27 protein-coding genes are annotated in these 25,074 nt (G+C 65.3%); 12 read left to right on the top strand and 15 right to left on the bottom strand.

Going from position 1 to position 25,074, the window contains the following annotated elements:
* Positions 1-59: 59 nt before the first annotated feature.
* The gene (locus ACX80J_RS09440; protein WP_459347572.1) at positions 60-518 is read right to left on the bottom strand and encodes a hypothetical protein; all 459 of its coding nucleotides are present in this window, start codon (positions 516-518) and stop codon (positions 60-62) included.
* A gap of 588 nt (positions 519-1,106) precedes the next feature.
* Positions 1,107-1,460, bottom strand: a complete 354-nt coding sequence (locus tag ACX80J_RS09435) for a hypothetical protein (RefSeq protein ID WP_459344571.1) — start codon at positions 1,458-1,460, stop codon at positions 1,107-1,109.
* Between the two features lie 285 nt (positions 1,461-1,745).
* Here ACX80J_RS09435 and ACX80J_RS09430 point away from each other — a divergent pair, with 285 nt between their 5' ends.
* Positions 1,746-1,979 carry a hypothetical protein gene (locus tag ACX80J_RS09430; protein WP_459347571.1) on the top strand — a complete coding sequence of 78 codons (234 nt, stop codon included), beginning with the start codon at positions 1,746-1,748 and terminating at the stop codon, positions 1,977-1,979.
* Positions 1,980-2,121: 142 nt separating this feature from the next.
* Here ACX80J_RS09430 and ACX80J_RS09425 read toward each other — a convergent pair whose 3' ends face one another.
* The gene (locus ACX80J_RS09425) at positions 2,122-3,024 is read right to left on the bottom strand and encodes a LysR family transcriptional regulator (RefSeq protein ID WP_459347570.1); all 903 of its coding nucleotides are present in this window, start codon (positions 3,022-3,024) and stop codon (positions 2,122-2,124) included.
* A 159-nt stretch (positions 3,025-3,183) separates the two neighbouring features.
* Here ACX80J_RS09425 and ACX80J_RS09420 point away from each other — a divergent pair, with 159 nt between their 5' ends.
* A complete protein-coding gene (locus ACX80J_RS09420; protein ID WP_459347569.1) occupies positions 3,184-4,095 on the top strand; it encodes a DMT family transporter in 912 nt (303 codons plus the stop codon).
* A gap of 54 nt (positions 4,096-4,149) precedes the next feature.
* Here ACX80J_RS09420 and ACX80J_RS09415 read toward each other — a convergent pair whose 3' ends face one another.
* A complete protein-coding gene (locus ACX80J_RS09415; RefSeq protein WP_459347568.1) occupies positions 4,150-4,749 on the bottom strand; it encodes a DUF1349 domain-containing protein in 600 nt (199 codons plus the stop codon).
* Between the two features lie 152 nt (positions 4,750-4,901).
* On the opposite strand from ACX80J_RS09415, the gene ACX80J_RS09410 reads away from it, so the two are divergent.
* Positions 4,902-5,324 (top strand): GNAT family N-acetyltransferase, encoded by a 423-nt coding sequence (locus tag ACX80J_RS09410; protein ID WP_459347567.1) that lies wholly within the window; start codon positions 4,902-4,904, stop codon positions 5,322-5,324.
* 125 nt (positions 5,325-5,449) lie between these two features.
* Here the strand turns inward: ACX80J_RS09410 and ppk2 are convergent, their stop codons facing one another.
* The 4 genes from ppk2 to ACX80J_RS09390 all read right to left on the bottom strand — a co-directional run bounded on the left by ppk2 (position 5,450) and on the right by ACX80J_RS09390 (position 9,993).
* Positions 5,450-6,304 (bottom strand): polyphosphate kinase 2, encoded by an 855-nt coding sequence (gene ppk2, locus ACX80J_RS09405; RefSeq protein WP_459347566.1) that lies wholly within the window; start codon positions 6,302-6,304, stop codon positions 5,450-5,452.
* 1,693 nt (positions 6,305-7,997) lie between these two features.
* Positions 7,998-8,708, bottom strand: a complete 711-nt coding sequence (locus ACX80J_RS09400) for a hypothetical protein (RefSeq protein WP_459347565.1) — start codon at positions 8,706-8,708, stop codon at positions 7,998-8,000.
* 347 nt (positions 8,709-9,055) lie between these two features.
* Entirely contained in the window at positions 9,056-9,313 is a 258-nt protein-coding gene (locus tag ACX80J_RS09395) for a hypothetical protein (protein WP_459347564.1), read from the bottom strand.
* Between the two features lie 167 nt (positions 9,314-9,480).
* Entirely contained in the window at positions 9,481-9,993 is a 513-nt protein-coding gene (locus ACX80J_RS09390) for a DUF4145 domain-containing protein (RefSeq protein ID WP_459347563.1), read from the bottom strand.
* Positions 9,994-10,396: 403 nt separating this feature from the next.
* Here ACX80J_RS09390 and ACX80J_RS09385 point away from each other — a divergent pair, with 403 nt between their 5' ends.
* Positions 10,397-10,972 (top strand): recombinase family protein, encoded by a 576-nt coding sequence (locus tag ACX80J_RS09385; RefSeq protein WP_459347562.1) that lies wholly within the window; start codon positions 10,397-10,399, stop codon positions 10,970-10,972.
* A gap of 57 nt (positions 10,973-11,029) precedes the next feature.
* Here the strand turns inward: ACX80J_RS09385 and ACX80J_RS09380 are convergent, their stop codons facing one another.
* Positions 11,030-11,905 (bottom strand): sigma-70 family RNA polymerase sigma factor, encoded by an 876-nt coding sequence (locus tag ACX80J_RS09380; protein WP_459347561.1) that lies wholly within the window; start codon positions 11,903-11,905, stop codon positions 11,030-11,032.
* Between the two features lie 81 nt (positions 11,906-11,986).
* Here ACX80J_RS09380 and ACX80J_RS09375 point away from each other — a divergent pair, with 81 nt between their 5' ends.
* The gene (locus ACX80J_RS09375; protein ID WP_459347560.1) at positions 11,987-12,763 is read left to right on the top strand and encodes an SDR family oxidoreductase; all 777 of its coding nucleotides are present in this window, start codon (positions 11,987-11,989) and stop codon (positions 12,761-12,763) included.
* A 146-nt stretch (positions 12,764-12,909) separates the two neighbouring features.
* Positions 12,910-13,824 carry a pyridoxal 5'-phosphate synthase lyase subunit PdxS gene (gene pdxS, locus ACX80J_RS09370; protein WP_087073377.1) on the top strand — a complete coding sequence of 305 codons (915 nt, stop codon included), beginning with the start codon at positions 12,910-12,912 and terminating at the stop codon, positions 13,822-13,824.
* Between the two features lie 71 nt (positions 13,825-13,895).
* On the opposite strand, the gene ACX80J_RS09365 is transcribed toward pdxS, so the two are convergent.
* From ACX80J_RS09365 to ACX80J_RS09355, 3 genes are all read right to left on the bottom strand, one after another.
* Complete coding sequence (locus tag ACX80J_RS09365; RefSeq protein ID WP_459347559.1) at positions 13,896-14,705, bottom strand: MerR family transcriptional regulator; 810 nt, start codon at positions 14,703-14,705, stop codon at positions 13,896-13,898.
* Positions 14,706-14,835: 130 nt separating this feature from the next.
* Positions 14,836-15,552: a GNAT family N-acetyltransferase gene (locus ACX80J_RS09360; RefSeq protein WP_459347558.1), complete on the bottom strand. Its 717-nt coding sequence runs from the start codon at positions 15,550-15,552 to the stop codon at positions 14,836-14,838.
* Between the two features lie 25 nt (positions 15,553-15,577).
* Positions 15,578-17,587 carry a M3 family metallopeptidase gene (locus tag ACX80J_RS09355; protein WP_459347557.1) on the bottom strand — a complete coding sequence of 670 codons (2,010 nt, stop codon included), beginning with the start codon at positions 17,585-17,587 and terminating at the stop codon, positions 15,578-15,580.
* Between the two features lie 145 nt (positions 17,588-17,732).
* Between ACX80J_RS09355 and ACX80J_RS09350 the strand changes: the two genes are divergently transcribed.
* Positions 17,733-18,113: a VOC family protein gene (locus ACX80J_RS09350; RefSeq protein ID WP_459347556.1), complete on the top strand. Its 381-nt coding sequence runs from the start codon at positions 17,733-17,735 to the stop codon at positions 18,111-18,113.
* A gap of 253 nt (positions 18,114-18,366) precedes the next feature.
* Here ACX80J_RS09350 and ACX80J_RS09345 read toward each other — a convergent pair whose 3' ends face one another.
* The 3 genes from ACX80J_RS09345 to ACX80J_RS09335 form a co-directional block, all read right to left on the bottom strand.
* On the bottom strand, positions 18,367-18,765 hold the full coding sequence (locus ACX80J_RS09345; protein WP_459344556.1) for a RidA family protein: 399 nt from the start codon (positions 18,763-18,765) through the stop codon (positions 18,367-18,369).
* A gap of 66 nt (positions 18,766-18,831) precedes the next feature.
* Positions 18,832-19,602: a type 1 glutamine amidotransferase gene (locus ACX80J_RS09340; protein ID WP_459344555.1), complete on the bottom strand. Its 771-nt coding sequence runs from the start codon at positions 19,600-19,602 to the stop codon at positions 18,832-18,834.
* The gene (locus ACX80J_RS09335) at positions 19,602-20,873 is read right to left on the bottom strand and encodes a MurT ligase domain-containing protein (protein ID WP_459347555.1); all 1,272 of its coding nucleotides are present in this window, start codon (positions 20,871-20,873) and stop codon (positions 19,602-19,604) included. The genes ACX80J_RS09340 and ACX80J_RS09335 overlap by 1 nt, the downstream gene beginning before the upstream one ends.
* Before the next feature lie 112 nt (positions 20,874-20,985).
* Between ACX80J_RS09335 and pdxT the strand changes: the two genes are divergently transcribed.
* The 5 genes from pdxT (at position 20,986) to ruvB (ending at position 25,051) form a co-directional block, all read left to right on the top strand.
* Entirely contained in the window at positions 20,986-21,819 is an 834-nt protein-coding gene (pdxT, locus tag ACX80J_RS09330; protein WP_459347554.1) for a pyridoxal 5'-phosphate synthase glutaminase subunit PdxT, read from the top strand.
* 2 nt (positions 21,820-21,821) lie between these two features.
* Positions 21,822-22,580 (top strand): YebC/PmpR family DNA-binding transcriptional regulator, encoded by a 759-nt coding sequence (locus ACX80J_RS09325; RefSeq protein WP_459344552.1) that lies wholly within the window; start codon positions 21,822-21,824, stop codon positions 22,578-22,580.
* Positions 22,581-22,616: 36 nt separating this feature from the next.
* The gene (gene ruvC, locus ACX80J_RS09320; RefSeq protein ID WP_459344551.1) at positions 22,617-23,186 is read left to right on the top strand and encodes a crossover junction endodeoxyribonuclease RuvC; all 570 of its coding nucleotides are present in this window, start codon (positions 22,617-22,619) and stop codon (positions 23,184-23,186) included.
* Between the two features lie 123 nt (positions 23,187-23,309).
* Positions 23,310-23,939 carry a Holliday junction branch migration protein RuvA gene (gene ruvA / locus ACX80J_RS09315; RefSeq protein ID WP_087073363.1) on the top strand — a complete coding sequence of 210 codons (630 nt, stop codon included), beginning with the start codon at positions 23,310-23,312 and terminating at the stop codon, positions 23,937-23,939.
* Positions 23,936-25,051: a Holliday junction branch migration DNA helicase RuvB gene (ruvB, locus tag ACX80J_RS09310; protein WP_459344550.1), complete on the top strand. Its 1,116-nt coding sequence runs from the start codon at positions 23,936-23,938 to the stop codon at positions 25,049-25,051. The genes ruvA and ruvB overlap by 4 nt, the downstream gene beginning before the upstream one ends.
* The last annotated feature ends 23 nt before the right edge of the window (positions 25,052-25,074 follow it).

Genomic DNA, 25,074 nt, shown 5'->3' with positions numbered 1-25,074 from the left:
GTAGTACTGCGGCGAGGCACAGCCCGGACGCGATCTTCGAACGGACGGCTGTCTCGTCCTCAGCTCACTTCCGTGAATCGGGTGCCGAGGGGGTCGGACAGCACTGAGAGGTCCAGGGGTTCAGGGTCTGTGGTGCCGACCCCGACCTCCGAGTAGTCGACGACAAACCAGTTTTTACCCTCGGCGAAATACACGGAGCCGTCAGATTCCGCAGCATCAGCCATCACTGTGAATGCGTCGTCTCGCGCGTCTGGTGATTCGAAATAGAAGATTTCGACGGTCTGCGTGCACTTCACCGACTCGGTGGGTATCTGTCCATCAGTGCCCATTACTGCGGTGGGTGAGGGCGGATTTTCCTGGCAGTCGAGTTGCCCGGCCACCGCCTGCCGGACTTCTTCCAGGGAGCTGTAGGACGGCAGACCATCAGCGGATGGTCTGTCCGCAGTGCAGGCCGAACATGCTCCAACGAGCAGCGTGAGAAGACCAGCGGTCGCTGTAATCCGGCGGTTGAGCATCATTGTGTCCCCCATAAAGTTGTGTAAAGCATCGTGGCACGGTCGGCAACAACGGGGAAGGGGCGCAAGAGACAGCCCGCTCTCTCGTCCTGTGAGCCGATCCTTGACCGGGCAGGCTGAGCGTGACCAGCTCAGATGTCGGGGAATGTTGTTGTGGGCCTTGGTGGCGGGTGTTGGGCCAGTCATCGACGACGTCGAGATGGGTACTGGTGAGGCCGTCCGACAGAGGGGTCGTGGCGCCCGAGGGCGCTGTCCAATAGGCATCGAGGTGGGCGAACTCGGCGCTGATCGCCTCGATCGCCGCCTTCTTGTCGTCAGAGGGGCGGTCGACCAGGGTCCAGGCGGCACGAGGATCATCGGGGGTGACCGGACGCGTCCCACTGCCCAACCGAGAGCCAGAGACCGTGTCGGGTCGTACCGATAATGCTGACGTGAGCGAGGTCGAAGAAGGGAGTCAGCTCTCCCTCGGGAGAGATATCGAGGGCGGTCGCTCCGCTGTGAACTAGCTGACGTGCATCGTGCGACCCCGCCACTCTCGCGGAAAGTCACACGTGAGTGGCCAGTCGAAGCCCACGGACGAGGCCGGAGTGCTCAGAGGCGGCCGGGGGAGACGACCGCCGTCACGGCGAAGACTGATCCGACGACCACCGCCATGATGCCGAAGAGGCGCGCGTAGAGGGGCGTCGAGAGGAAGGACCGCGAGTAGTCGGCGCCCATGGGCCGGTACTCCTTGATGGCAGATGCCATCCCGTCGGCGGTGCCGTTGATGTTCAGGCTCGCGCAGAGACCCAGCAGGAAGAACAGGGTGCCCACTCCCGCGAAAGCGAATCTCCGTGCTTCCGCGAGATCCATGACGAAGGTGACGAACAGCAGCACGAAGGCGAGGAAGATCAGGACGTACAGCGTCTTCGCGGGCTGCGGGAGCCTGCCGATGAAGGAGAACATGCGGCCAGCCTACGACGCCGGGTGAGAGGTGGGGGCTCGGGTGCAGGCTGGGCCGAGGTCGGGCACAAGATGATCGGCCCACAAACTCGAACCGCTAGTAGGAGCGCTTCACTAGCGGATGACGCAGGACAGGGCCGTGACGCACAACGACGTCTAGCACCTCCGCCCCGCGCTTGACGGTAGCCTGCGGAGACGAAAGCAAGTCCAGGGGGATGAGAAGGTGCATGCGGCTGCGCGGTCGGTCGTCAGGTCATTAGAACTTCCACATAGGAAATGGAGGTTCTAATGGAGCGTACTGACGCTTCCTACAAGTCGCCGGTTGTTCTGGGCGTACTGCTGATCGCGCTCCCGCTGCTCATGGGAGGAGCCTTCGCTGGAGCAGCTTTCCTCCTCGACCTAACGCCACTCGGCACTTCCGTCGGCGTTGCCCGCTCTGGCGTGTCCGGACTCCTCGCCGGCTTGGTCATCGGCGCGGCAAGCTTGCTCAATATTCGTCGCCACTCCGGGAAGAATCAGTAAGTGCAGCGTGATTCCAGGCCGACAGGGCGAGAAGGATCCGTGACTGTGACACTGCGGCGTTTTGCAGCGAGGGTGAGCAGTTCTACGTTTCACCGCTCGGCGAGTGCCTAAACGAACACCTACCCTCACGTTCAGGAAACCCTCAGCGATCTTCGGTGGTTGTGTGGTTCTGGAGTGTGGTGATGACTTTGCGAACGGCGGTGCGGTGGAGGGCTTCGGGTCGGCAGAGGATGTCGACGTGCCTTGCCAGTGGTAGGTCGTGGAGTGATTTCAGGACGATCCCACTGCTGGATGGTGGGGGTGCAGTGTGGCGGGGCATCAGCGCGATCGCAGAACCGGCCGAGACGATCGCGGCCGCTAATAGGAATTCATTGATGCGGTGTGTGACCTTGCAGGGTTTGCCGGCGTGAACGGCGATGGCTTGCAGGGCGGATTCGAGCGGGTACCCGTCCTGGACGGATACCCATTCCTCCTCGAGGAGGTCTGCGACACCGACGCTCGGGGCGCCAGCGAGCCGGTGCCCGTCCGACATGGCAATGTCCAGGGGCTCACGCACCAGCGGCAGGGCGGTGATCGTGTCCGGCCACTGACGGCTGTGTTCGAGGCGGTGCGCAATAACCAGGTCGTAGTCGGCGGTCAGGGCGGGAAAAGCGTCCTGTCCCACGTCACGGTCATGTAGGACCAGCTGCGGCGTCCCTTTGCCTGAGAGGGCTTGGAGCAGCGGGCCGAACCAGGTCAAACCGGCACTGGTGAACGCCGAGATACTCACCATCGCAGTAGGGTCCTGCACGTACCGGCTGACAGCCTGCTCCGCGGAGCTCATCGCGACACTGATATTCACCGCAGCCGACGCCAGGGCCTGACCAGCACCGGTCAAAACGAGGTTCCGTCCCCGACGCTCGGTCAGAGGAACCTCGACCCCACGTTGCAACGCCGTGAGCTGTTGCGACACCGCGGACGCCGAAACGTGGTGGGATCGAGCCACAGCGGCGAGGCTGCCCCGTTCACCCAACTCGCGGAGCAGACGTAACTGGTGAAGATCCATAAGCGAACCCTAAACCAGGAGTTCACCAAGTGCCCTCTCGTCTTACCGGTGTATCACCAGCAGACTGAGGATGTGCCTTCATCTCTACTGACCCGGACACCGGGAACCTCACTCACTGGTTATCGAAACACCCTTGGTGGGTTTCTTACTGCACGCAGGGTGGACCTGCTCCTGCTTCTGGTCGCTTTCGTGTGGGGTAGTAGCTACCTGGCGGCGAAGGCCCTCACGGATACCGTCGGGGTGACGGTGATTCTTTCCCTACGCTTCCTCATCACCACCGTGGCACTGGTGGTGATCTGGCTGTTCTGGAACCGGAGTCGAGCCGCACGCCACGAAACGATCGTTGGCGCGGTTTTAGGTTTCACCCAGGCCGCCGTGCTCATTCTGGAAACCCATGGGATCGCCGGCACCAGCGCCACGAACGCGGGGCTGATCATCAGTCTCGTCATCGTGTTCACCCCCGTCACCGAGAGCATCGCTTTCCGCGTACCACTGCCGCGCCCGGTGGTCATCGCCGGGATCGTCGCGGTCGTAGGCGTGTGCCTGCTCGTCTCCGGGAACGGGTTTGTGGCACCGACCCTCGGAGACATCCTCGTCCTCGCCGCGGCACTGGTGCGCGCAGTTCACGTCACCGCGGTCTCTGCCCTCACTCGAGGACGCGGGTTCAGCGCGCTCACGCTGACCCTGATCCAGAGCGCAGTTTGCGCCCTCATTTACACCCTCGCCGACTACCACGACGTATTCCACGCGGTGCGGAGCTTCGACACCGGGGAATGGATCGGCGTCCTCTACCTCGGACTCGCCTGCAGCGTGTTCGCTTTCCTCGTACAGACTTGGGCCATTCAGCAGACCTCAGCATCCAGGGCCAGTCTCCTCATGGGAACCGAACCCATTTGGGCAGTCCTCATCGGACTCAGCATCGGCCAGGAAACACTCCACCTCCTAGGCATCATCGGAGCCGGCCTCATCATCACCGGCACCTACCTCGGACTACGAGCCGAAAGCCATTACCGAACACCACTCGCACCAAACAAACCAGTAACCCCACACCCACTACCGACCCACTCATAGATCCATTGCCGTCTCGAGTACGCCCCGCGGATGGGGTTTGTGGCTCTAGTCGTGTCAGAGGTGCAGCGTCGTATCTGCATTGGTTCGGACCCATCGGGTGAAGGTGGTCGTGAGGTTGGCCCGAGTGGGAGAGGCGCAAAATGGGCCGGCTTCGGCACTCGCGGTTTCGCCAAGAGGTGCGACACGGATGAGCCGGAAAGGCTCATCTCCAGCGCGGGCTCTGATGGTGACGGCGTTACCGGCCCTGCTTAGGCGCACTGTGATTTCCCGATCAATCCACTCAGGGACAGGTGCTACTGACCAGTCAGAGACCCCATGTGTGACGACGGCCCCAACCTGTGGGATTCCATCGGACACCTCTACACCGGCTTTGATCCACACGGATTCCGAAACGTGAAGATAGATCCCCGCCTGGTCGAACTGCTCGGTGTAGTCCAGAAGAAATGAGACCTCCATCGCCCATTCTGCGGGCAGCGGTGCCAGCAAGGCATGCGCGCTGTCATGGACGAAGCCATATGAGGTGTGCCTCCAGGCGTCACTGTTCTCCGCTGCGGTTACCTGCAGAGTCTGACCATCAACGACCACACCTACGGGCGGGTTGCGCCACCTTCCCCGGCTCCAGTCATCGTGGGCTTCTCCGGTCGCTGGTGTCACGTCACATCCCCTAGTTCGATCATTCAATTCGTAAGCTCTATTCAAGCAGTGTCACATCCGACACAACGGCGAGGGTCCGCTGACCGATCCTCGAGCGGATACACGCGATACCTCGAGTACGAACGGGAGTTTGCGCTGTGTTTCGATGGATCATGACCACGATCGAGGTAGTGAAGGCTCAGGACCTAGTACTGAGCGACGTTCTCGCGCTCTACAACGCGGTGGAATGGCTTGCCTACACCAAGGATCCGGACGCTCTTCAAAAAGCACTCGAAGGATCGTCGACACTCGTGGCTGCCCGCGACGGTCAGATGCTTGTCGGATTGGCGCGCGTGATCTCCGACGGTGCTTCGATCTGCTACCTCCAAGACATCCTCGTCCGGCCATCACACCACAGGAGGGGCTTAGGACGTGCTCTTGCGGAGCGAGCCCTCAAACAGTACTCGCACGTACGGCAGAAGGTCCTCATCACTGATGACGAGCCAAAGCAAAAAGCATTCTACGAAGCTCTCGGTTACACGCAGACAGACGAATTCGCTGGAGGATCCATACGAGCTTTCGTGAGGTTTGACTGAAAGCTAAGTGCGACCGGGGATTCGCATACGCGCACCAATCGGCAGCTAGTGCAGGCGGATCTAGAATCCAACGACGAGACCCTTGTCGCAGCAATCGACGATTGCTCCCCTCAGCGTAATTTGGGCTAGGCAGATTCGTTTTCGCCCTTCGGCCCTTTTTCCGATGTCCCGATCTCGTAGCGCTGAGGCACGAACCGCTGGCGGTCCAACGGCGGCCGCTCGTAGGCCCGGTTCTGGCGCTCGGGCAACTCGATGTCCGGCAACTCCGGCTGCTCATACGGGAACAGCGACAACAGATGAGCTATCAGGTTGAGCCGGGCCTCCTTCTTGTTGTCGGCGTCCACCACCCACCACGGGCTGCGCGCAGTGTCACTGAACTCGAACATCTTGTCCTTCGCCTCGGCGTAGTCAACCCACCGGGCCTGTGCCTCAAGGTCCATGGGGCTCAGCTTCCAACGCTTGGCCGGGTTATCGATACGGGACTGGAATCGACGGCGTTGCTCGGAGTCGGAAAGGCTCAACCAGTACTTCACCAGAACGATTCCATCGGAAACTAACGCCTCCTCGAGCATGGGCACGGTATCGACGAAGTCGGCATACTGTTTATCAGTGCAGAACCCCATCACCCGCTCCACACCGGCCCGGTTGTACCAAGACCGGTCGAACAGCACCATTTCCCCTGCCGCTGGGAGATGGGAAATATAGCGCTGAAAGTACCACTGCGAACGTTCGCGTTCAGTCGGAGCTGGAAGTGCAACAACCCTGCACGAGCGCGGGTTCAACGCACCGCTGATGCGTTGGATCGTTCCGCCCTTACCGGCTGTGTCGCGTCCTTCGAAAAGAACAACCAGCCGCGTCCCGGTCTTGCGCACCCACTCCTGCAAGGCGACAAGTTCCTCCTGCAACCGCAGCAGCTCCTTCTCGTACTCCTTCTTGGACAGGACCTGGGGGCTCGCCTCATCAGACGTTCTCTTGACCACACTTCATATCCTGCCCCAGACCAAACCAATTCAGTGAGGTTCTTCCCGCTGAAAGATCGGCCTACGGGCAGTCAAGTCAGGCGCTGGCCGCTTTGGGGTCGCTTTCGTGAGCACATGGCCGAATTGAAGTATGTGCGAGACGTAAAGCGACTCCTTGAGCCCATCTTCGAGTCGATGCTCAGCCCCACAGAGTTAGGATCGTTGACGTTTCGGCTGGAGAGGGTCGCCGACGGTGCGAATGGCAGAGACCTTCCCGCCGACACCGTCATCAAGACGAACGACACTTGTGTCCGGTGGCAGGTGCTGGGCGAAGAGGGCGGATCTGGCAGTCTCCGCCTTGACGATGGCGTGGACGCGCTTGTTCGTTTTGTGCAGAGCGAGCTTCAAGACTTCATTGCCGAAAGTCATTTCGGGTGGGGAGAGCTTCGTATCCCCCAAAACCTGCCCCAGCCAGCTACGTTCGGGCCGCAAGTTGATCCTCCGGGAAGACGTGGCGGCTGAACCCCCCGCGCGCTTTTCGAGGAGATTGTGCTGGCAGCTTTACTATTCGGCTATGGCACAGGAATCTACCCGCCGCACCATCCGCCTGTTTCCTGACTACGGCCATCATTGGCCGCTGTGGGAGAACAGCACGCCTGAGCGTCCCCCAAGTACGCGATCGAACCTGCAGACTTCGGACTGTCAGAGCACCTCACGCAGAGGCTTCGCGCCTGGTATGACACGTGGGAGGCCCAGAGCTTACATCTTCGTGGTTGGAGTACGCCTGAGCACGAAGCCGCATGGAGAACTGACGGTGCAAACATAGCTGAGGAACTCCGAGCAGAAGTGAGAGCCTTCGCTGACGTGGAATACAACGAGTAGAACCCAACTCGCCACGACGTTGTCAGCGCACGCTGGGGATCGTTTTGCGGGACACCAATTCCTGCGGTGACTGCCAACCCGCCGGCCAACCTCTGTAGAGCCCGCCGTCCTTGCGAATTCTCGCTCGGCCAGGCGATGCCATGCAGCCCTGTCTCGCATGATTTTGCCCCCACCTCTTCGTCTGACCATGTCGTTCCGTTTCATACAATCCGAAGTCCTCGGTAACGAATACATAACGACTTCAAGGGCCACTGCGGATCCGCTGTTTATGGTGTCAGAGTGAAAGCTCGACTATGGGGGTCCCTTGATGAGCCGAAACGTCGGCATCTTTCTGCTCGCCGCGATCCTCTCTGGTATCTGGTTCGTCTCACTCGGATACGTCGATTCTGCCGCTATAACAAGGCGAGAGGGCAGCATTCAATCTGTCTGTCTCAATAACCTGCCTGAAGGATCGGTCCATACGCCTGAAGGCGGCTCCCCGCCTCGTACCGAATACACATATTTCCCGATGGGCATTGTATGCGAGTTTACGATGGCAGACGGGTCAACTCAAATAAGCAAATTTCCCAAATACGACCTCACAATCGGTGCAGCCCTTCCAGCGGTTTCGACCCTTGTTTGGTTCAGTCTGGTCCTTACGAGGCATCGGAAATCGAACGGGTTACATGCGTAGATTGGCATCGAGGTGGGCTCGGCCTTCTGACGGCTACGCGCCGTGCCCAGGTTGTAGCCCTGAGAACGCCCCTACACAAGGTGATACGTTGCGGTTGCCGATCCTTGTGCGTTCAGATTCTTCACGCCGCCCTACCAGGCGCGTGCTCACGGAAGGTGGTTATGCCCCGCCCGTTCCTGTCGCCATACCGATCGCTTGTAGTGCGATGGTCGGCATGCTGCCAAGGACTGTCGCGGCCGCCGGTACGCCAACCCGGTCAAGGAGGCTATCCCATCGTCCCTTGTGCTCTGTGTCCGCTTGGTTGGATGCAGCGTTCATTGTGACCCAAAGATCCCTTAGAGCCGCGGCAAAGTCGGCCTCCCCATAAAACTCGACGTCATCAAGGTACCGCCGCAGTAGCTTGACAGCTTCGTAAAGATGTCCGCGAACAAGGCCGTCTATCGAGTCGTCATCACTCAACAGCTCTTCAATCTCAACGAGTAACGCCTTTAGCTTTTCCTCGCCGCCGACGTCGATCACGGGTCCCATTGCGTCGATGGTCACCGCAAGCCCTTCTAGGGTGTTCATAACTAGGTCAGTAAACGGCAACTGCGCCTGCTTTGGCCCTTGCCACTGTTGCGGATAGTTCATCAAGGCTCCCGCCCAGCGTCGCAGGCTTTTTCTGTAGGAAGACGCACTGGGAAGGGTTTGCTCCAGTCGAGCGATGAGCATGTCTATTTCCGAGATCAGTCGCATGGCTCGGATGTGGTCATCGAAGGCCCGATCCGAATCGTCGCCGGCGGCGAGTTCTCGCGCTATGTAAGGAGCGAGTTCAGCATTGGACGACCAACGTACGAATAGCTCATGCAGCTCCGCTGCCGGGTTTCCCATAATGAGAGCCTATCTCTGCAGTAGCGCCATTTGGACGATGCCCCTCATTCCTTAGCAGAAGACCCGTTGAGTACGCCTCGTGCTTCACAGGCGGCCGAGGGGAGGTTGTCCTGCGTACTGGAAACCTACCAAACACTCGTCAATGACATCAGCGTGCGGAGCACACGCTTCTCTAGTCGTTGAAGAAAGCGAGGCGCCCAAACTGACGGAAGCCTTGCTAGGTCCCTGCGGAACAGGCGCGGCCTTCATGGTGCATACTTCCTAACCGTCCGCGGTCGAGCGTTCGTATTCGATACTTAGGCGCGCAGCTGTCCCCGATGGGCATGTCGATCAGCGGGCGCTGATAGCTAAGGTGCACCCCCACCCCTTTTAGGCCGCCTGAATTTCAGCGTCATGGCTGTGATGCTGGCAAGGAACGCGATGAGCATGAGGAAGCCCCACAATGTCTCCCCAGAGAGAAACAGGGTGACGGTAATGACGGCAGCGACGACCGCCCCAAAAATGCTTGTGAGGACCGCAAATCTATTGGTCTGTGACCAGTGCAGTTTCCTGTCCGGCCCGTTGCTACCTTGTTCCCCCATCTCGTGCCTTCCTTCGTAGGTCATGCCACGCTACTGCTCCCCACGGTCGTCAGCCAGGCGGCATCCCGCAGGAGGATCTCTTACCGGTCGCAGGGTATGACGCCGGACGACCAAAAACACAACGGAGCGGCCCTATTCGCAGGCTTGGCGCTGTCCGGCTTGTGCCATAAATCGGTCCTCTAGTGACTTTGTTACTCCTGAAGCAGACCTTGGTCACGGAGCAACTGTGCCGGCATCTCGTATTCGTGCCGGATGAGATGCCGCACGAACTTACCCAGCCCTGTGGCTTCCTCTGGCGTGACGTCGTCGTAGTCCTCTGGGTGGGCGCCTTCGTTGCCGAGCTGGTTGAGGTGATCGGCCCACTCCCATAAAGAACGGTGCAGATCTCCATCGTTCTTCATGTGCTTAAGGGCAGTTTTGAGATGTCTTTCCGCTTGAGCTTTTTCGCTGCCTTTGTCCTTTACGAACAGATGCAGTGCCGATCTAAACATCACGGCGGCCGCTCGATTCGCTCCTACGGCAAGGGATCGCATCCCTTCGTCGTAGGCCGAAGCTACGCTGCCATTGACCTGTGAGTCGAGAACTCCTGCTCCCGGCACCGGCCACCACATCAGCCCTTGACCTATGCTGTCCGTGACTACGACGGTCCCTTTTTTGCAGCCCTGACAGTGCACAGGGGTCAGCCTATGGTCGGGGTAACGCATACTCTCGCTCCCGCCGTACGACAGAGGGACCATCTTGCCAACATCGAAACTAGAAACCCTCCCACACCAAGGACAAGGACCTGTGGGGTCAGAGGGCGTTGGAAGTGAGTCAGGATTAGTACGCTTTTCGGCCATCTTGCAATCTTCGCAGAACCAAATGTCGGGTTCAGCATTCAACCGTTCGAAGAAACCGAAGCAACCCAGAGCATAAGGCCGGCCAAAATTGCCAAGACAAGAACCTGGACAGCATCACCACAAGAGCGCCCGTAAGCCGGTCGGTCTGCGCCCGTGCAGGCGACTTCGAGAAACGACAAGCAGTCAGCGCCAGTCGGACAGGGGGAGGAGCCTAAGACCTGCACGGTGAAAACGCACGCTCAGGCGCCTTATCTGCACCACTGATCTGGTGAAGATCGGGGACGCGCGCGTATCGACCGCTGGCCAGGACCTGACCGGCCAACGGCAGAGTCTGCTTGCACTTGGAGTAGAGGCCGAAAACATCCACGTGGATCACGGGTTCACCGGAACGAATCGGGCCCGTCCCGGATTACGCGAAGCACTGGCTTCCTGTCGTAAGGGCGACACCCTTGTTGTCACGAAGCTCGACCGATTGGCTCGCTCGCTACCTGATGCTCGCGACATCGCCGATGAACTCACGAGGAAGGGCGTGGCACTCAGCCTCGGCGGTAGCGCCTATGACCCCTCCGATCCGGTCGGACGGCTTCTGTTCAACATCTTGGGTATCGTAGCGGAATTCGAGTCGGATCTGATCCGTATGAGGACTCGGGAGGGCATGGCAGTAGCGAAAGCCAAGGGCCGGCTTCGCGGCAAGCAACCCAAGCTCTCACCTATTCAGCGCACACATCTGTTCTATCTCCATGACGCTGGCGAACACACACAAGTAGAGATCGCCGAACTACTCAGCGTTTCTCGCACTACCGTTCACCGAGAGCTCCAACGACGCGCTCACACCACAACGTGACTCCTCCAGAGTGTTCAGCAAAGGATTCTTTGACCGGACGCAAGCCGAACCCTCGCGCTATTCAGGTCCGAGAATGCCGCCCACGTCGAGGTGCTGCAGGCGCGTGGCATCGGCGAGGACGTCGAGGCGCGTGATCCTTCCGTCCACGATCGTGAACGCCATGATGGACACGACCCGTCCCTTCAGTACCGCGGCCACGCCGGGACGCCGGTCGATCAGGACGGGCATCGAGTGCGCAGCCAACCGTGCTGACAGGACGGCCTGCTCCGTGATGGCCCGCGCGCCTTCGATGACGTGGCTGCTCGCGCCGTAGTCCGCGCGCAGCACGGCGCCCTCATCGAGCAGGCGGAGCAGCGCCGTGTAGTCGCCGTGTTGGGCCGCGTCCAACCATGCGCCGACGAGCTCGCGCGCGCGTCGCGACGAAGGCGGGACCGTCGCCTGGGCACTCCTGACGCGCCGCCGACCACGGGAGGCGAGCTGGCGGACTGCGGCCACCGACCGGTCGAGCACCTCGGCGATTTCCTCGAACGGGCAACGGAAGACATCGTGCAGGACGAACGCCACCCGCTCGGCCGGACTGAGGGTATCGAGGACGATGAGGAGTGCCGCGCTCACCTCGTCGCTGCGCTCCGTTTCCATCGCCGGGTCCCCGTCCGGCGCGACCGGCTCATCCCGCCACGGCTCGACCTGCCAGGAACGTTCGCGTGCGCGGCGGGGTGCCCGCAGCAGGTCAAGGCTCACCCGGGAGACCACTGTCGTCAGCCAGGCATCGAGATTCTCGATGGAGTCGACGTCGGTGCGCTCCAGGCGCAGCCACGTCTCCTGCACCACGTCCTCGGCGTCGGCCCCCGATGAGAGCAACCGGCTGGCGATCGCCACCAGTCGTGGCCGGGCGTTCTCGAAGCGCCGAGCGAGAATTTCCTGATCGGTCATGTCACATCCTCGTGGTGGAAATCGTCACCCTACCGACGAGACACACAGCCTCGCCGGACTTATTGACCAGGGAGTCGGACGATGAATACACCCATCCTGGTGACCGGAGGTACCGGCACCATCGGCAGTCGGGTCGTCCCGATCCTGCGGACCGCCGGCCTAAACGTGCGCATCCTCAGCCGCCACCCGCGCCCCGGCGGGTCCGGCATCGAACACGTCGGAGGCGACACGGTCGCCGGTGCCGGCCTCCGACCGGCGCTGGAAGGAGTGCACACGGTGCTGCATCTCGCCGGCGGCGCCAAGGGTGACGACGTCGCGGCGCGCCATCTGGCGGGTGCGGCCCGGTCGGCCGGGGCACGTCACCTCATCCTGATCTCGGTCGTGGGCGCGGACAGGATGCCGATCGGGTACTTCCGCGCGAAGGCGTCGTCCGAGCGGACCATCGCGGAGTCCGGCATTCCGTGGACGGTGGTGCGCGTCGCGCAACTGCACGGTTTCGTTCTCCCCGTGGTGAAGGGTCTCGCCCGCATGCCGCTCACCCCGGCACCGGGTGGCCTGCGCTTCGAGCCGGTGCACGTCGACGAGGTCGCCGCCCGCCTGGCCGAGCTCGCCCTCGCGGAACCAGCCGGCCGTGTGGCCGATATCGTCGGACCGGACGTACTCGACATCGTCCAACTGCTCGCCGCTTACTCGGACTTCTTCGGCCACCGTCACCCGAAGCTGCCCATCGGCATACCCGGAGCGATCGGCCGCGCCTACCGGGCCGGCGAGAATCTCGCCGGCCCCGGGGCGCAGCGCGGGGTGCGCACCTGGGCGGAGTTCCTCGCCGAACAGGGTGCGGCAGCGCGACCAGCGTGATCGGGGAGAACTGGCGCAGAGGACTCCGGAAACAGCGCGCCTTCGGGGTGCCCCTGCCTCTGCAGGACGACGACGGCGCCGCCGGAGCGCCCGCTCCAGCGGCGTATCATGAAGGGTCAGCTTTTTTCTACCTTTAGGGGCAAGTCGTGTCCACCGTTGAAGACAATTCGGCAACCACAGCACAGACCGGTGGCAACCGGGTCAAGCGTGGAATGGCCGAGATGCTCAAGGGCGGCGTCATCATGGATGTCGTCACCGCCGAGCAGGCCCGCATCGCCGAGGACGCCGGTGCGGTAGCCGTCATGGCGCTCGAGCGGGTTCCCGCGGACATCCGCGCCCAGGGCGGCGTCTCCCGCATGAGCGATCCCGACATGATCGACAGCATCATCGAGGCCGTGTCCATCCCGGTGATGGCGAAGGCGCGCATCGGGCACTTCGTGGAGGCCCAGGTCCTGCAGTCCCTCGGTGTCGACTACATCGACGAGTCCGAGGTCCTCACGCCCGCGGACTTCACCAACCACATCGACAAGTGGAAGTTCACGGTTCCCTTCGTTTGCGGTGCGACCAACCTGGGGGAGGCGCTGCGCCGCATCAACGAGGGCGCCGCGATGATCCGCTCCAAGGGCGAGGCCGGCACCGGGGACGTCTCGAACGCCACGATGCACATGCGCAAGATCCGCTCGGAGCTCAACCGCTTGTCCTCCATGGCCGAGGACGAGCTGTACGTGGCGGCGAAGGAACTGCAGGCACCGTACGAGCTCGTCAAGGAGGTCGCCTCCGCGGGCCGTCTTCCCGTGGTCCTGTTCACCGCCGGCGGTATCGCGACCCCTGCGGACGCGGCCATGATGATGCAGCTCGGTGCGGACGGCGTGTTCGTCGGCTCGGGCATCTTCAAGTCCGGCAACCCGGCCGAGCGCGCCCACGCGATCGTTCAGGCGACCACGTTCCACGACGACCCCGACATGATCGCCAAGGTCTCCCGTGGCCTGGGCGAGGCCATGGTCGGTATCAACGTGGACGAGATCCCGCAGCCGCACCGCCTCGCAGAGCGCGGCTGGTAACAGCCACGCGAGCGTCGGAAGGACCGCAGCCACCCGGCTGCGGTCCTTCCTTTTTGCCGCCCCCCCGGGTGCTATCTGGTGAAGGGGACGGCGACGTCGCACACCTCCGCCTCGGGGTGCGCGGCGTCGAACGGGGCGAAGTAGATCTCCCGCGGGGGGAGCGACGGCGTCAGTCCCTCGCGCGCCAGCCACGCGTACACCGCGTCGTAGGCCTGCAGGATCTGCGGATACCGCACCTGCGCCTGGGTGATGCGGGTGAAGGCCTCCTCGCCGGCGGGCTCGACGAGAAGCTCGGCGGTTCGGCCGACGTCGTCCGGCGTGACGTCCTCCCGGACCGGGATCCCGTTCTCCACGACCCCGTCCGTCTCGTCGTTGACGGGGTTCCGGTAGATAGTGGTCAGGGGTCCTGCCCACCCGCCGAGCCGCTCGGCGACCGGCGCGAGCCGGGCGCACGACGACTGGATGAAGTCCGGGATCTCCTCCGGACTCACCCGTCGCCGCTCCGTCACATAGGTCCTGGCATCGCAGGCCCGCGTCTTCACATTCATGAGCTGATCCTTCCCCTCGGCGAGTTGCGACATCACGTAGGAGGCCAGGTGCCGCTGGGCGAGCACGGTCGCTTCGACGCCGGCCCAGTACGCGACGACGAGGTCCGCGCGCCTGCCGTCGTCCGCCGCCAGGACACGGGCAACCGTGTCGAGGGGCATGTCGAGTCCGCGGAGCAGGATGATCAGGCGCGCATCGGCGACCTGTTCGTCGGCGTAGTACCTGTAACCGTTCCGCGCATCGACGTGCGCGGGCGGGAGCAACCCGCTCTCGGCATACAGGCGCAGGGCCTTACTGCTCAGGCGCGTCCTGCGACTGAAGGTTCCGCTGCTCATCAGCGGCACTGCTACCTCCTGGGATGCCTGCGTGGCGGTGGTGCCACGTTCCGACCTTCCGCCCGGCCCCAGGGGCAGGGTCAAGGGATCCGATCCTGGTGCCCGTCGCACCGTCCCCGACGTGGCCCGGTCAGAGCTGCAGGGAGTAGGTCCTGCCGCGCCCCAGCAGCGTGAACCCGCGGCGGGCGAAGAACGGGTACCCCTCGGGCGTGGCATGGACGCAGAGGTCCACGGCCCCCGCGTCGCCCGCCGCACGCGCCGTCGCGCTCAGCAGTGCCGTGCCCAGCCCGCGCCGCTGGTCGTCGGGGAGGACCTCGAGGTGGTGGATCCCGCCGAGCTGGCGGAGGCCGGCCACCCCGTGCGGGTAGAAGGAGTACGCGGCACCCGTGACGGCGCCTCCCCGCTCGTCCCTCGTCACCGCATGCCAGGCCTGCGTCGGCTGGGAGCGGGCGACGCGCAGTTCCTGCTCCAGGGGTCCCGAGTAGTCGGGCACCTCGGTGGTGAGGACGGCGTCGTCGTCGGCCGACCGCACCACGGCCGCGACGGGCGCCGCCATCCACCAGGGCTGCCAGCTCGGGCTGAACCCGAGGGGGCCGAGCTCTGCGGCGTCGACGGCGCCGTTCAGCCAGACGCGGACGGTGGAGGCGCGCAGCCGCACGCCCTCGGCCAGCGCGGGTTTCACGGCCTGCGCGCTGACCGCGTCGGGGAACATCATCATCAGTTCGCGTCGCGCGGGCAGCCAGATCCACGTGGTGCCGTGCGTCGAGAAGGTCTTCCCGCCCGTCGCCGAGGCCAGCGCGGTGAACCAGGCCGTGTGCAGCCGCTGGCTCTGGGCGATGGTCACCATGCGGGTGCGCCACCCGCGACGCCGCTCATGCCAGGCCGCGGCGGACGAGCAGGGGATGCAGGTCCGCGTCCCGTCCGCGGAACGTGCGGAAAGCCTGCAGCGGGTCGATGCTGTTGCCCCTCGACAGCAGTTCACGACGGAAGTGGTCGCCGTTCCCGCGCGTCAGGCCGCCGGAGGACTTGAACCATTCGACGGTGTCCGCATCGAGCATCTCGCTCCAGATGTACGCGTAGTAGGAGGCCGCGTACCCGCCGGCGAAGATGTGCTTGAAGTAGGACGTGCGGTACCTCGGAGGCACGGGGGCGAAGTCGACCCCGGCGTCGGCGAGCGCCGCGGCCTCGAAGGCGAGGGGGTCCTCGACAACGGTGCCGGAGGGGATCGAGTGCCAGGCCAGGTCCAGCAGCGTCGCCCCGAGGTAGGCGGTGGTCTCGAAGCCCTCGCCCCAGGTTCCTGCCGCGTGGATGCGGTCGATCACGTCCTGGGGGAGAGCCTCGCCGGTCTCGTGGTGCCGCGCGTAGTTGGCGACGATCTCCGGCCAGAGGATCCACATCTCGTTGACCTGCGACGGGTACTCGACGAAGTCCCGGGGGACGGACGTCCCCGCGAACAGCGGATACGTGACATCGGAGAAGAGCCCGTGCAGAGCATGCCCGAACTCGTGGAACGCGGTCACCACCTCGTCGTACGAGAGCAGCGTCGGCTCGCCGGCTCCGGGCCTCGAGATGTTGAGGTTGTTGATGACGACGGCGCGCGTCCCGTCGAGGCGCGACTGGTCCACGAAGGAGTTCATCCACGCGCCGCCGCTCTTCGTGTCGCGGGTGTAGTAGTCGCCGAGGAACAGGCCGAGTCCCGAGCCGTCCTCGTTGAAGACCTCCCACACGCGCACGTCGGGGTGGTAGCCCACCAGGTCCGGACGCTCGGTGAAGGTCAGCCCGTACAGCCGGTTGGCGGCATAGAACACGCCGTCGTTGATCACGCGTTCCAGCTCGAAGTAGGGGCGCAGCGCGTCCAGGTCGACGTCGAACCTCGCCTTCCGGACCTTCCCCGCGTAGTAGGCCCAGTCCCAGGGTTCGATCGGGTGGCCTGCCTCGGCCTCCAGCTCGGCGGCTTCGGCCCGCGCATTGCGCACGGCCGGAGCAGCGAGCTCCCGCATCCGGTCCAGGATCGCCTCCAGCGACGGCGCCGTCTGGTTGTCCGTGGCGGCCGCGGCGTGCGTGTCGAAGCCGAGGAGGGCGGCGCGCTCCGCACGTAGGGTGGCCATGCGCGTGGCGATGGCGAGGGTGTCGGCGTCGTTGCCGCGCGCGCCGCGCTGGACGGACGCCTCGTGGAGCCGGCGCCGGACCTCGCGGTTGGTGAGCGACTCCAGGGCCGGCTGCGCGGTGGGCAGGATGAGCGTCAGGAGGTACTTGCCGTCGTGGCCTGCCTCCGCGGCTGCCGACGCGGCGGCGGAGATGGCATCGGCGGACAGGCCGTCGAGCTCGTCGGCGGAGTCGAGCAGGAGCGCCGAATCGTTCGTGTCCTTCAGCAGCTTCTGCGAGAACTCGGTGCTGAGCGCCGACAGCTGGGAGTTGAGTCCCCGGAGCGTGGCCTGAGCGGCGTCGTCGAGCTCGGCTCCTGCCCGCACGAAGCTGCGGACGTACTCCTCGACCAGGCGCGCGGACTCCTCGTCGAGCCCGTCGACCGGCACCTTCCGGAGGCGCTCGAACAGCGCGCGGTTGAGCTTGATGTTGTCCTCGTGCTCGGCGATGCGCGGGGCGACCTGCTGCTCGAGTTCCTGGATCGCCTTCGTCGCGTGGCTGGAGGAGTTGCTGAAGAACACGCGCGAGACCCTGTCGAGGGTCCTGCCGGCACGTTCGAGCGCGACGAGCGTGTTCTCGAACGTGGGGGCCTCGTCGGAGTCCGTGATCCGGTCGATCTCGGCCAGGTGCTCGGCGAAACCGACATCGAAAGCCGGCAGGTAGTGCTCGTCCCGGATGGCGGAGAAGGGTGGCAGCTGGTAGTCCAGGGTGCTGGGCTCGAGGAAAGGGTTGCTCATGGGAACCAACTTTTGCACGATGTCCTCCCTTGATGCACTACCCCGTCGGGTTCGGGCGGCCGGGCGCGTCCGACGACGGTGCCACGACGGCTCCGCGAGGGCGCGGATCCTTGACAGCGTCCGGCTCCACCGGAAGCCTTGCCGGATGGCACTCACAGCGGTCAAAGTGGTCTCTGTCCCCGTCTCGGACCAGGATCGGGCGCGCGATTTCTATGTGCGGTCGCTGGGATTCGTCGTGCTGTCCGACACGCTCATGGGGCCCGAGATGCGGTGGGTGATGGTGGCCCCCGCCGGATCGCAGACGGCGCTGACCCTGGTCACCTGGTTCCCCTCGATGCCGGCAGGATCGCTGAAGGGGCTCGTCCTCGAGACCGACGACGTGGACGGCGATTCCTCGCGCCTGGCGGCTGCGGGTGTGGCGGTCTCCGCCCTGCAGGAGGCGCCCTGGGGGCGCTTCGTGCAGTTCGACGACCCGGACGGCAACGGCATCGTGCTGCAGGAATCGGCGCCCATGGACGGCCGCTGACGGCACTTCCGCCCATCAAGGAGGGCCGGCAGGACACGGGCACCGGGTGACCCGGGGCGTGCAGCAGGCGATCTGGCGACGACCCGGGGCGGTCCGGAGGCTATCTGCCGGCGTGCAGCAGGCAATCCGGCAGTTGATCCGGGCCGGTCCGGAAGCTATCTGCGGGCGTGCAGCAGGCGATCCGGCAGGCGATCCGGCAGGCGATCCGGCAGTTGATTTGGCAGTTGATCCGGCAGCGAGAGGGCGGGCCCCGTCAGGGCATGACGGCGGCGACGGCACTGATTTCGACGAGGGCGCCCGGAACGCCCAGCCCGGCGACCAGGGCTGCTGTCACGAGTGCCGGTTCATCCGATGCGAGGTCCGACGCGATCGCTCTGTACCCGGCCGCAAGGTCGGCTCCGTCGACGAACAGCACCGTCCACTGCACGACGTCGCCGAGGGTCGCACCAGCGGCGGCGAGCGCGGTTGTCACGTTCTCCAGCGCGTGCACGGCCTGGACCGCGACGTCCCCTTCACCCTGGAGTGAGCCGTCAGCGGCGACGGAGTTCTGGCCGCCCACGTAGATCGTGGTCGCGCCGGCCGGCACGATCGCGACGTGGCTGAAAGCCGGACTGCGGACGAGTCCCTCAGGGCGCAGGCGTCGAACGGACATGGTCCACGATGACACAGACCGTTGCCGCACACCATGGAGCAGGCGACGCGCAACGCGGTGTCCCGCCTACCGAGGCCTTGCGGCCGCGTGCTCCCGGGCCAGGTACGCGAGGGAGTCGTCCACGCCGTCGTCCTCGAACGCGCCGAACTTCCGTTCCGCCGCGGTGCGCAGCAGGAAATCGGCGATGGCAGGGTTCTTGGGCAGCAGGGAGCCGTGGAGGTAGCTCCCCACGATGTTCCTGTAGCGGGCGCCCTCGTGGTGCTCCTCCGCGTTGTTCCCCGCGCCCTTGAGGACGGTCGCGAGGGGCCTGAGCCCGTCGCCGAGGAAGGTCTGGCCGCTGTGGTTCTCGTAGCCGTGGATGTCACCGAACTCGTCGCTCCGGGCGACGACGTTCCCGATCAGCCTCTCGGCGCCACCCCGCGTCTCCAGGTCGAGGACCCCGATGCCGGGGATGACCGTGCCGTCCTGGGTACGGAAGAAGTTGCCGAAGAGCTGGTAGAGCCCGCAGATGAGGAGCATGGGGGTGCCGTCCTCGGCGAGCCTACGCAGGGTGGGGGCGATGGCCTGGAGGTCGTCCTGGATCACCACCTGCCCGCTGTCCTGGCCGCCGCCGCCGACGATCAGGTCGACGTCGTCCGGGAATGCGTCCCCCGCGTTGTGCTCGAGGATCTCGGCGCCGTAACCGCGCCACGCGAGGCGCTGCTTGAGGACCAGGACGTTCCCGTAGTCGCCGTAGATGTTCATCTCCCGCGGATACAGCTGCAGGATGCGCAGGGACCCCTTGGACGGGTCGGCGGGTGCCTTCGTCAGGGCTCCGGCGGATGGGGCGTCGCTCATCAGGAAACCACCTCAACCTTCGTGATCTTGGAGAGCTCGCGGCGCACCGCGAGCATGGCAGTGTAGGTGCAGAAGATCCGCTTGGGCCGTCCGTCGGATCCGCGGATGAACTGCCGGAGCGCCTCGGTGATGTCGGGTTCGACGGCGCCCACGCGGACGTCGTCGTACTTCAGCCTCAGTGCCATGTCGTAGGCGCGGACGCCGCTGACCACGTCCACACCGCCGAGGCCGAGGGAATCGAAGTCGACGTCCCACAGCCAGGACATGTCGCGTCCGTCCGCATAGTTGTCGTTGATGGCGATCATCGTCGCGCAGCCCGCAGGGTCGAAGGACTTCAGGCCCAGCCGGAATCCGCTCGGATTCTTCACGAGGACCAGTTCGAGGGCCTGGCCGTCGACGACGAGGCTCTCGCCGCGGCCGAACGCCGGTTCCACAGCGGCCAGCGAGGAGAACAGCCTGCCGTTGTCCGCGGTCCCGCCGAGGACGGCGCGGGCCGCCGCCAGGGCCGCCGCCGCGTTGAAGATGTTGTAGACGCCGCGCAGGCGGAGATCGGTGCGCGTGGTCGTGCCCTCCACCTCGAACTCCGCCGAGTTGCCGTCGACCGATCGCAGGACGACGTCGGCCGGCAGGGCGGAGGCAGGAGCGGTGCCCGCGGCGCCGCGCAGTTCGTCGTCGTTCGGGAACGTGCTGCGGAGGGACGCATCGAGGCCGAAGTAGACGACGTCGGCCGCCGTGACGGACGACGCCAGGCCCGCGACGCGGGGGTCCTCGCGGTTGAGGACCACCGTGCCCGTGGTGGCCAGCGCGATCCGCTCGAGCAGGCGGGTCGTGGCATCGATCTCGCCGAACCGGTCGAGCTGGTCGCGCAGGACGTTCAGGAGGAGCGAGTACCGCGGTGGCACGAGCTTCACGAAGTGCACGGCGTGCGCCTCGTCGAGTTCGAGCACGGCGACGTCGGCCTTCAGGCGTCCGCGCCAGTCGACCTCGCCCAGCAGTGCAGCGGCGACGCCGCGCGTGAAATTACTGCCCGTGCGGTTCGTGAAGACGCTCAGGCCCTGACCCTCGAGCAGTTCCACGACCATCTTGGTGGTCGTCGTCTTGCCGTTCGTCCCGCTCACGACGACGACGCCGTAGGGGAGGTTCGAGAGCGCGCGTCCCATGAAGCCGGGGTCGAGGCGCTCGACCACCAGACCGGGGAACGCGGAGCCGCCGCCGCGCAGGCGGGAGGCGATGCGCACGGCCTTGCCGACGAGGACTGGAAGGGGATTCATGCCTACAAATTATCGCAGGCACGCCGGTCTTTCCGGGACGCGGACGGGAGGCGCTGCTCACGCCCGCCCGCACGGCGCCGGGAACCCGGGCAGGGCGACCTAGAATTGAGGGATGACTTCCCCGTCCTTCTCGGCCCCTCTACCCACGTCCGCGTCCGGTGCCGCCTCCTCCTCCGACGGTGAGGCCGGCGGGGCTACCAGAGCCCCTGGAGCCGCCGGTGCGTCGACCTCGCAGCGCCGTGACGTCGTCGTCGGCGTGCTCGCCGTGCAGGGCGACGTACGCGAACACGTCGCCACCGTCGAGTCCCTCGGCGGGCGGGCCGTTCCCGTCCGCCGCCCATCGGAACTCGCGGCGATCGACGGCTTGATCATCCCCGGCGGCGAGTCGACCACGATCGACAAGCTGACCCGTACCTTCGGCCTGGCAGAGCCGCTGCGCGAACTCATCGCGGGCGGGCTGCCGGTGTACGGCTCCTGCGCCGGCATGATCCTGCTCTCCGACGTCATCGCGGATCCGTCCACGGACAGGCTCGGCAATCCGCAGCAGACGCTCGGCGGCCTCGACATGGTGGTGCGGCGCAACGCCTTCGGACGCCAGCGTGAGTCCTTCGAGGCGGACCTAGACTTCCGGGGACTTGCCGCCACCGGCAGCGTCGCGGGCGAGGACCCTGTGCGGGCCGTCTTCATCCGTGCGCCATGGGTGGAGAAGGTGGGCGACGGCGTGCAGGTGCTGGCACAGGTGCCTGCCGCAGAGACACCGCAGGCGGGCCCTCCGGTGGCTGGAGAAGCGGCTGGAGAGCACGGAGCGGAGGCCGACTTGGCGCCGGTCGCTAGAATTGTGGCAGTGCGTTCAGGGAACCTGCTGGCCACGAGTTTCCACCCGGAAGTGACGGGTGAGCGGCGGGTCCACGAATTGTTTATTCGGATGATCAGAGGAGAAGCGTAAGCATGTCGGGGCACTCTAAGTGGGCAACAACCAAGCACAAGAAGGCCGCGATCGACGCCAAGCGGGCGAAGTCCTTCGCGAAGCTGATCAAGAACATCGAGGTCGCAGCGCGCGCCGGAGGTGCCGACATCGCCGGTAACCCCGGGCTGGAACTGGCCGTCTCGAAGGCGAAGAAGACCTCCGTCCCCATCGACAACATCAACCGCGCCGTGAAGCGCGGGGCGGGCCTGCTCGGCGAGGCCGTCGACTACCAGACGATCATGTACGAGGCACGAGGCCCCCAGGGTTCGGCCCTGCTGATCGAGTGCCTGACGGACAACAAGAACCGTGCCGCGTCCGAGGTGCGCGTCGGCATCACGCGCAACGGCGGAAGCATCGCCGATCCCGGGTCGGTGTCGTACCTGTTCGCCCGCAAGGGCGTCGTCACCCTGGCCAAGAACGGCCTCACCGAGGACGAGCTGCTCATGGCCGTGCTCGACGCGGGCGCGGACGAGGTCAAGGAGTCCGACGACAGCTTCGAGATCATCTCGGAGCCGCAGGACGTCCGCGCCGTCGTCGGCGCGCTCGAGGAGGCCGGGATCGAGTACGAGACCGACGAGATCGAGTTCGTGCCGTCCATGCAGGTGGACCTGGACGCCGACGGCGGCCGGAAGTTCCTCAAGCTGGTGGACGCGCTGGAGGAGCTCGACGACGTCCAGAACGTCTACTCCAACGCCAACCTCTCGGACGACGTGCTGGCCGAGCTCGAGAACGACGACTGACATCGCACCGCTCGGCAGCGCAGGGAGGGTAGCGCCGTGACCTACCGGGTCATGGGCGTGGACCCCGGCCTGACACGCTGCGGACTCGCGGTCGTCGACATCGAGCCGAACCGGCGCTCGACGCTCGTCGCGGTGGGCGTGATCGGCACGGAGGCCGGCAGGAGCCTCGACGAGCGGCTCCTGGTCATCTCGGACGCCGTCGACCTGTGGCTGGACCTGCACGAACCGCAGGCCCTCGCCGTCGAGCGCGTGTTCAGCGGAACCAACATCAGTACCGTGATGGGGACCGCGCAGGCGTCCGGCGTCGTCATCGTCGCCGCGGCCCGGCGCGGCATCCCGGTGGCCCTCCACACACCCACCGAGGTGAAGGCCGCCGTCACGGGCAACGGCCAGGCGGACAAGGTGGCGGTCACGAAGATGGTGACGAAGATCCTCCGGCTCGAGACCGCGCCTCGGCCCGCCGACGCCGCCGATGCCCTGGCGCTCGCGATCACCCATGCCTGGCGCAGGGGAGTAGGGCTTCAGGGCGCTGCTGCAGCCGGAGGCAGCGTGACTCCCGCACAGCGCATCTGGGCCGAGGCGGAGGCGCGGGCGCGACGACGCTAGCGCCCTTCCCGGTGTGGCTCCTCGCGTCCTGGCCGGGACGCCGGTACCGTTATCCATTAGAACGTATGTTCGACGCGGGCCCCGGCCCGCCGTCCCCGTCCCGCAAGTGCCTTGGAGCTCTTCATGATCAGTTCCCTGCGCGGAACAGTGACCCACGTGGGCCTGCACTCCGCCGTCATCGACGTCAACGGCTTCGGCATGCAGGTGCAGGCCACGCCGCAGACCCTCGCCGGGCTGCGCGTGGGCGAGCAGTCCACCATCGCCACCGCGATGATCGTCCGCGAGGACTCGATGACGCTCTTCGGTTTCGAGGACGCGGACCAGCGTGAGGTCTTCGAGACCCTCCTGGCCGTCAGCGGTGTCGGACCCCGTCTCGCCCTTGCCGTGCTGGCGGTCCACGCGCCGGACGCCATCCGGGTCGCCGCCTCCTCCGGCGACGACAAGGCCTTCAGCAAGGTGCCCGGCATCGGACCCAAGGGTGCACGCCGCATCGTGCTCGAACTCGCCGGGAAGCTGGTTCCCCTCGAGTCGGCACCGGGCGTACCGAAGCAGACCTGGCAGGGCCAGGTGCTCACCGCCATGATGGGCCTCGGCTGGTCCGAGAGGGATGCCGGGGCGGCCATCGACGCAGCCGTCGCCGACGCGCCCGAGGTCGCCGCGACGGGTGATGTGGGCCAGATCCTGAAGCTCACGCTGCGCCGCCTCGGGCAGGACGGCGCGCGAAGCTCTGCGCGGGCGAAGGTCGGGTCATGACGGACCCGCATCCCCAGGACGCGCCGCTCGTCGCGCCGGCCGCCGATCCCGAGGACCGGGCCATCGAGGCCGCACTGCGGCCGAAGAACCTCGACGACTTCGTGGGGCAGAAGCGCGTGCGTCGGCAGCTGTCGCTCGTCCTCGAAGCCTCGCGACTGCGCGGACGCAGCGCCGACCACGTCCTCCTGTCGGGACCTCCCGGCCTCGGTAAGACGACGCTCGCCATGATCATCGCCGCGGAGATGAACGCACCGCTGCGCATCTCCTCCGGTCCCGCGATCCAGCACGCCGGTGACCTCGCCGCGATCCTCTCGTCCCTGACCGACGGTGAGGTGCTCTTCCTCGACGAGATCCACCGCATGTCGCGGCCGGCCGAGGAGATGCTCTACATGGCGATGGAGGATTTCCGGGTGGACATCATCGTCGGCAAGGGGCCCGGTGCCACGGCCATCCCGCTGGAACTGCCGCCCTTCACACTCGTGGGCGCCACCACGCGTGCGGGACTGCTGCCCGGCCCGCTCCGGGACCGCTTCGGCTTCACCGGCCACCTCGAGTTCTACTCGACCGAGGAACTCGAGCTCGTGCTCCGGCGGTCGGCGATGCTCATGGACATGAAGGTGAATTCGGCGGCCTTCGCCGAGATCGCCGGCCGCTCGAGGGGCACCCCCCGTATCGCCAACCGCCTGCTGCGGCGGGTCCGGGACTGGGCGCTCGTGCACGGCATCGACCTGATCGATGCGCGGTCCGCAAGCGCGGCGCTCGACATGTACGAAGTGGATGCGCGGGGACTCGACCGGCTGGACCGCTCCGTCCTCACCGCCCTCATCACCAAGTTCAACGGGGGTCCCGTGGGTCTCTCGACGCTGGCGATCGCCGTGGGGGAGGAGCCCGAGACGGTCGAGACCGTCGCCGAGCCCTACCTGGTGCGGGAGGGCATGCTCGGGCGGACGCCGCGCGGGAGGATCGCTACGGCGGCCGCGTGGAGACACCTGGGCCTCGAGATGCCCCAGAACGTCGCCGCAGCCATGCCGGAGGACCTGTTCTCGGTGGCGCCCGAGGACCTGCTCGGCAGCGAATCGGCCCTTGACAGCTGGGCACGGCCGGACTCCTGACGCGGGATCGCCCAGCTTTCCCC

The sequence above is a fragment of the Arthrobacter rhamnosi genome, assembly GCF_054510975.1.
The sequence above is the reverse complement of the archived record's forward strand: the minus strand, read 5'-3'. Positions and strand labels throughout refer to the sequence as shown.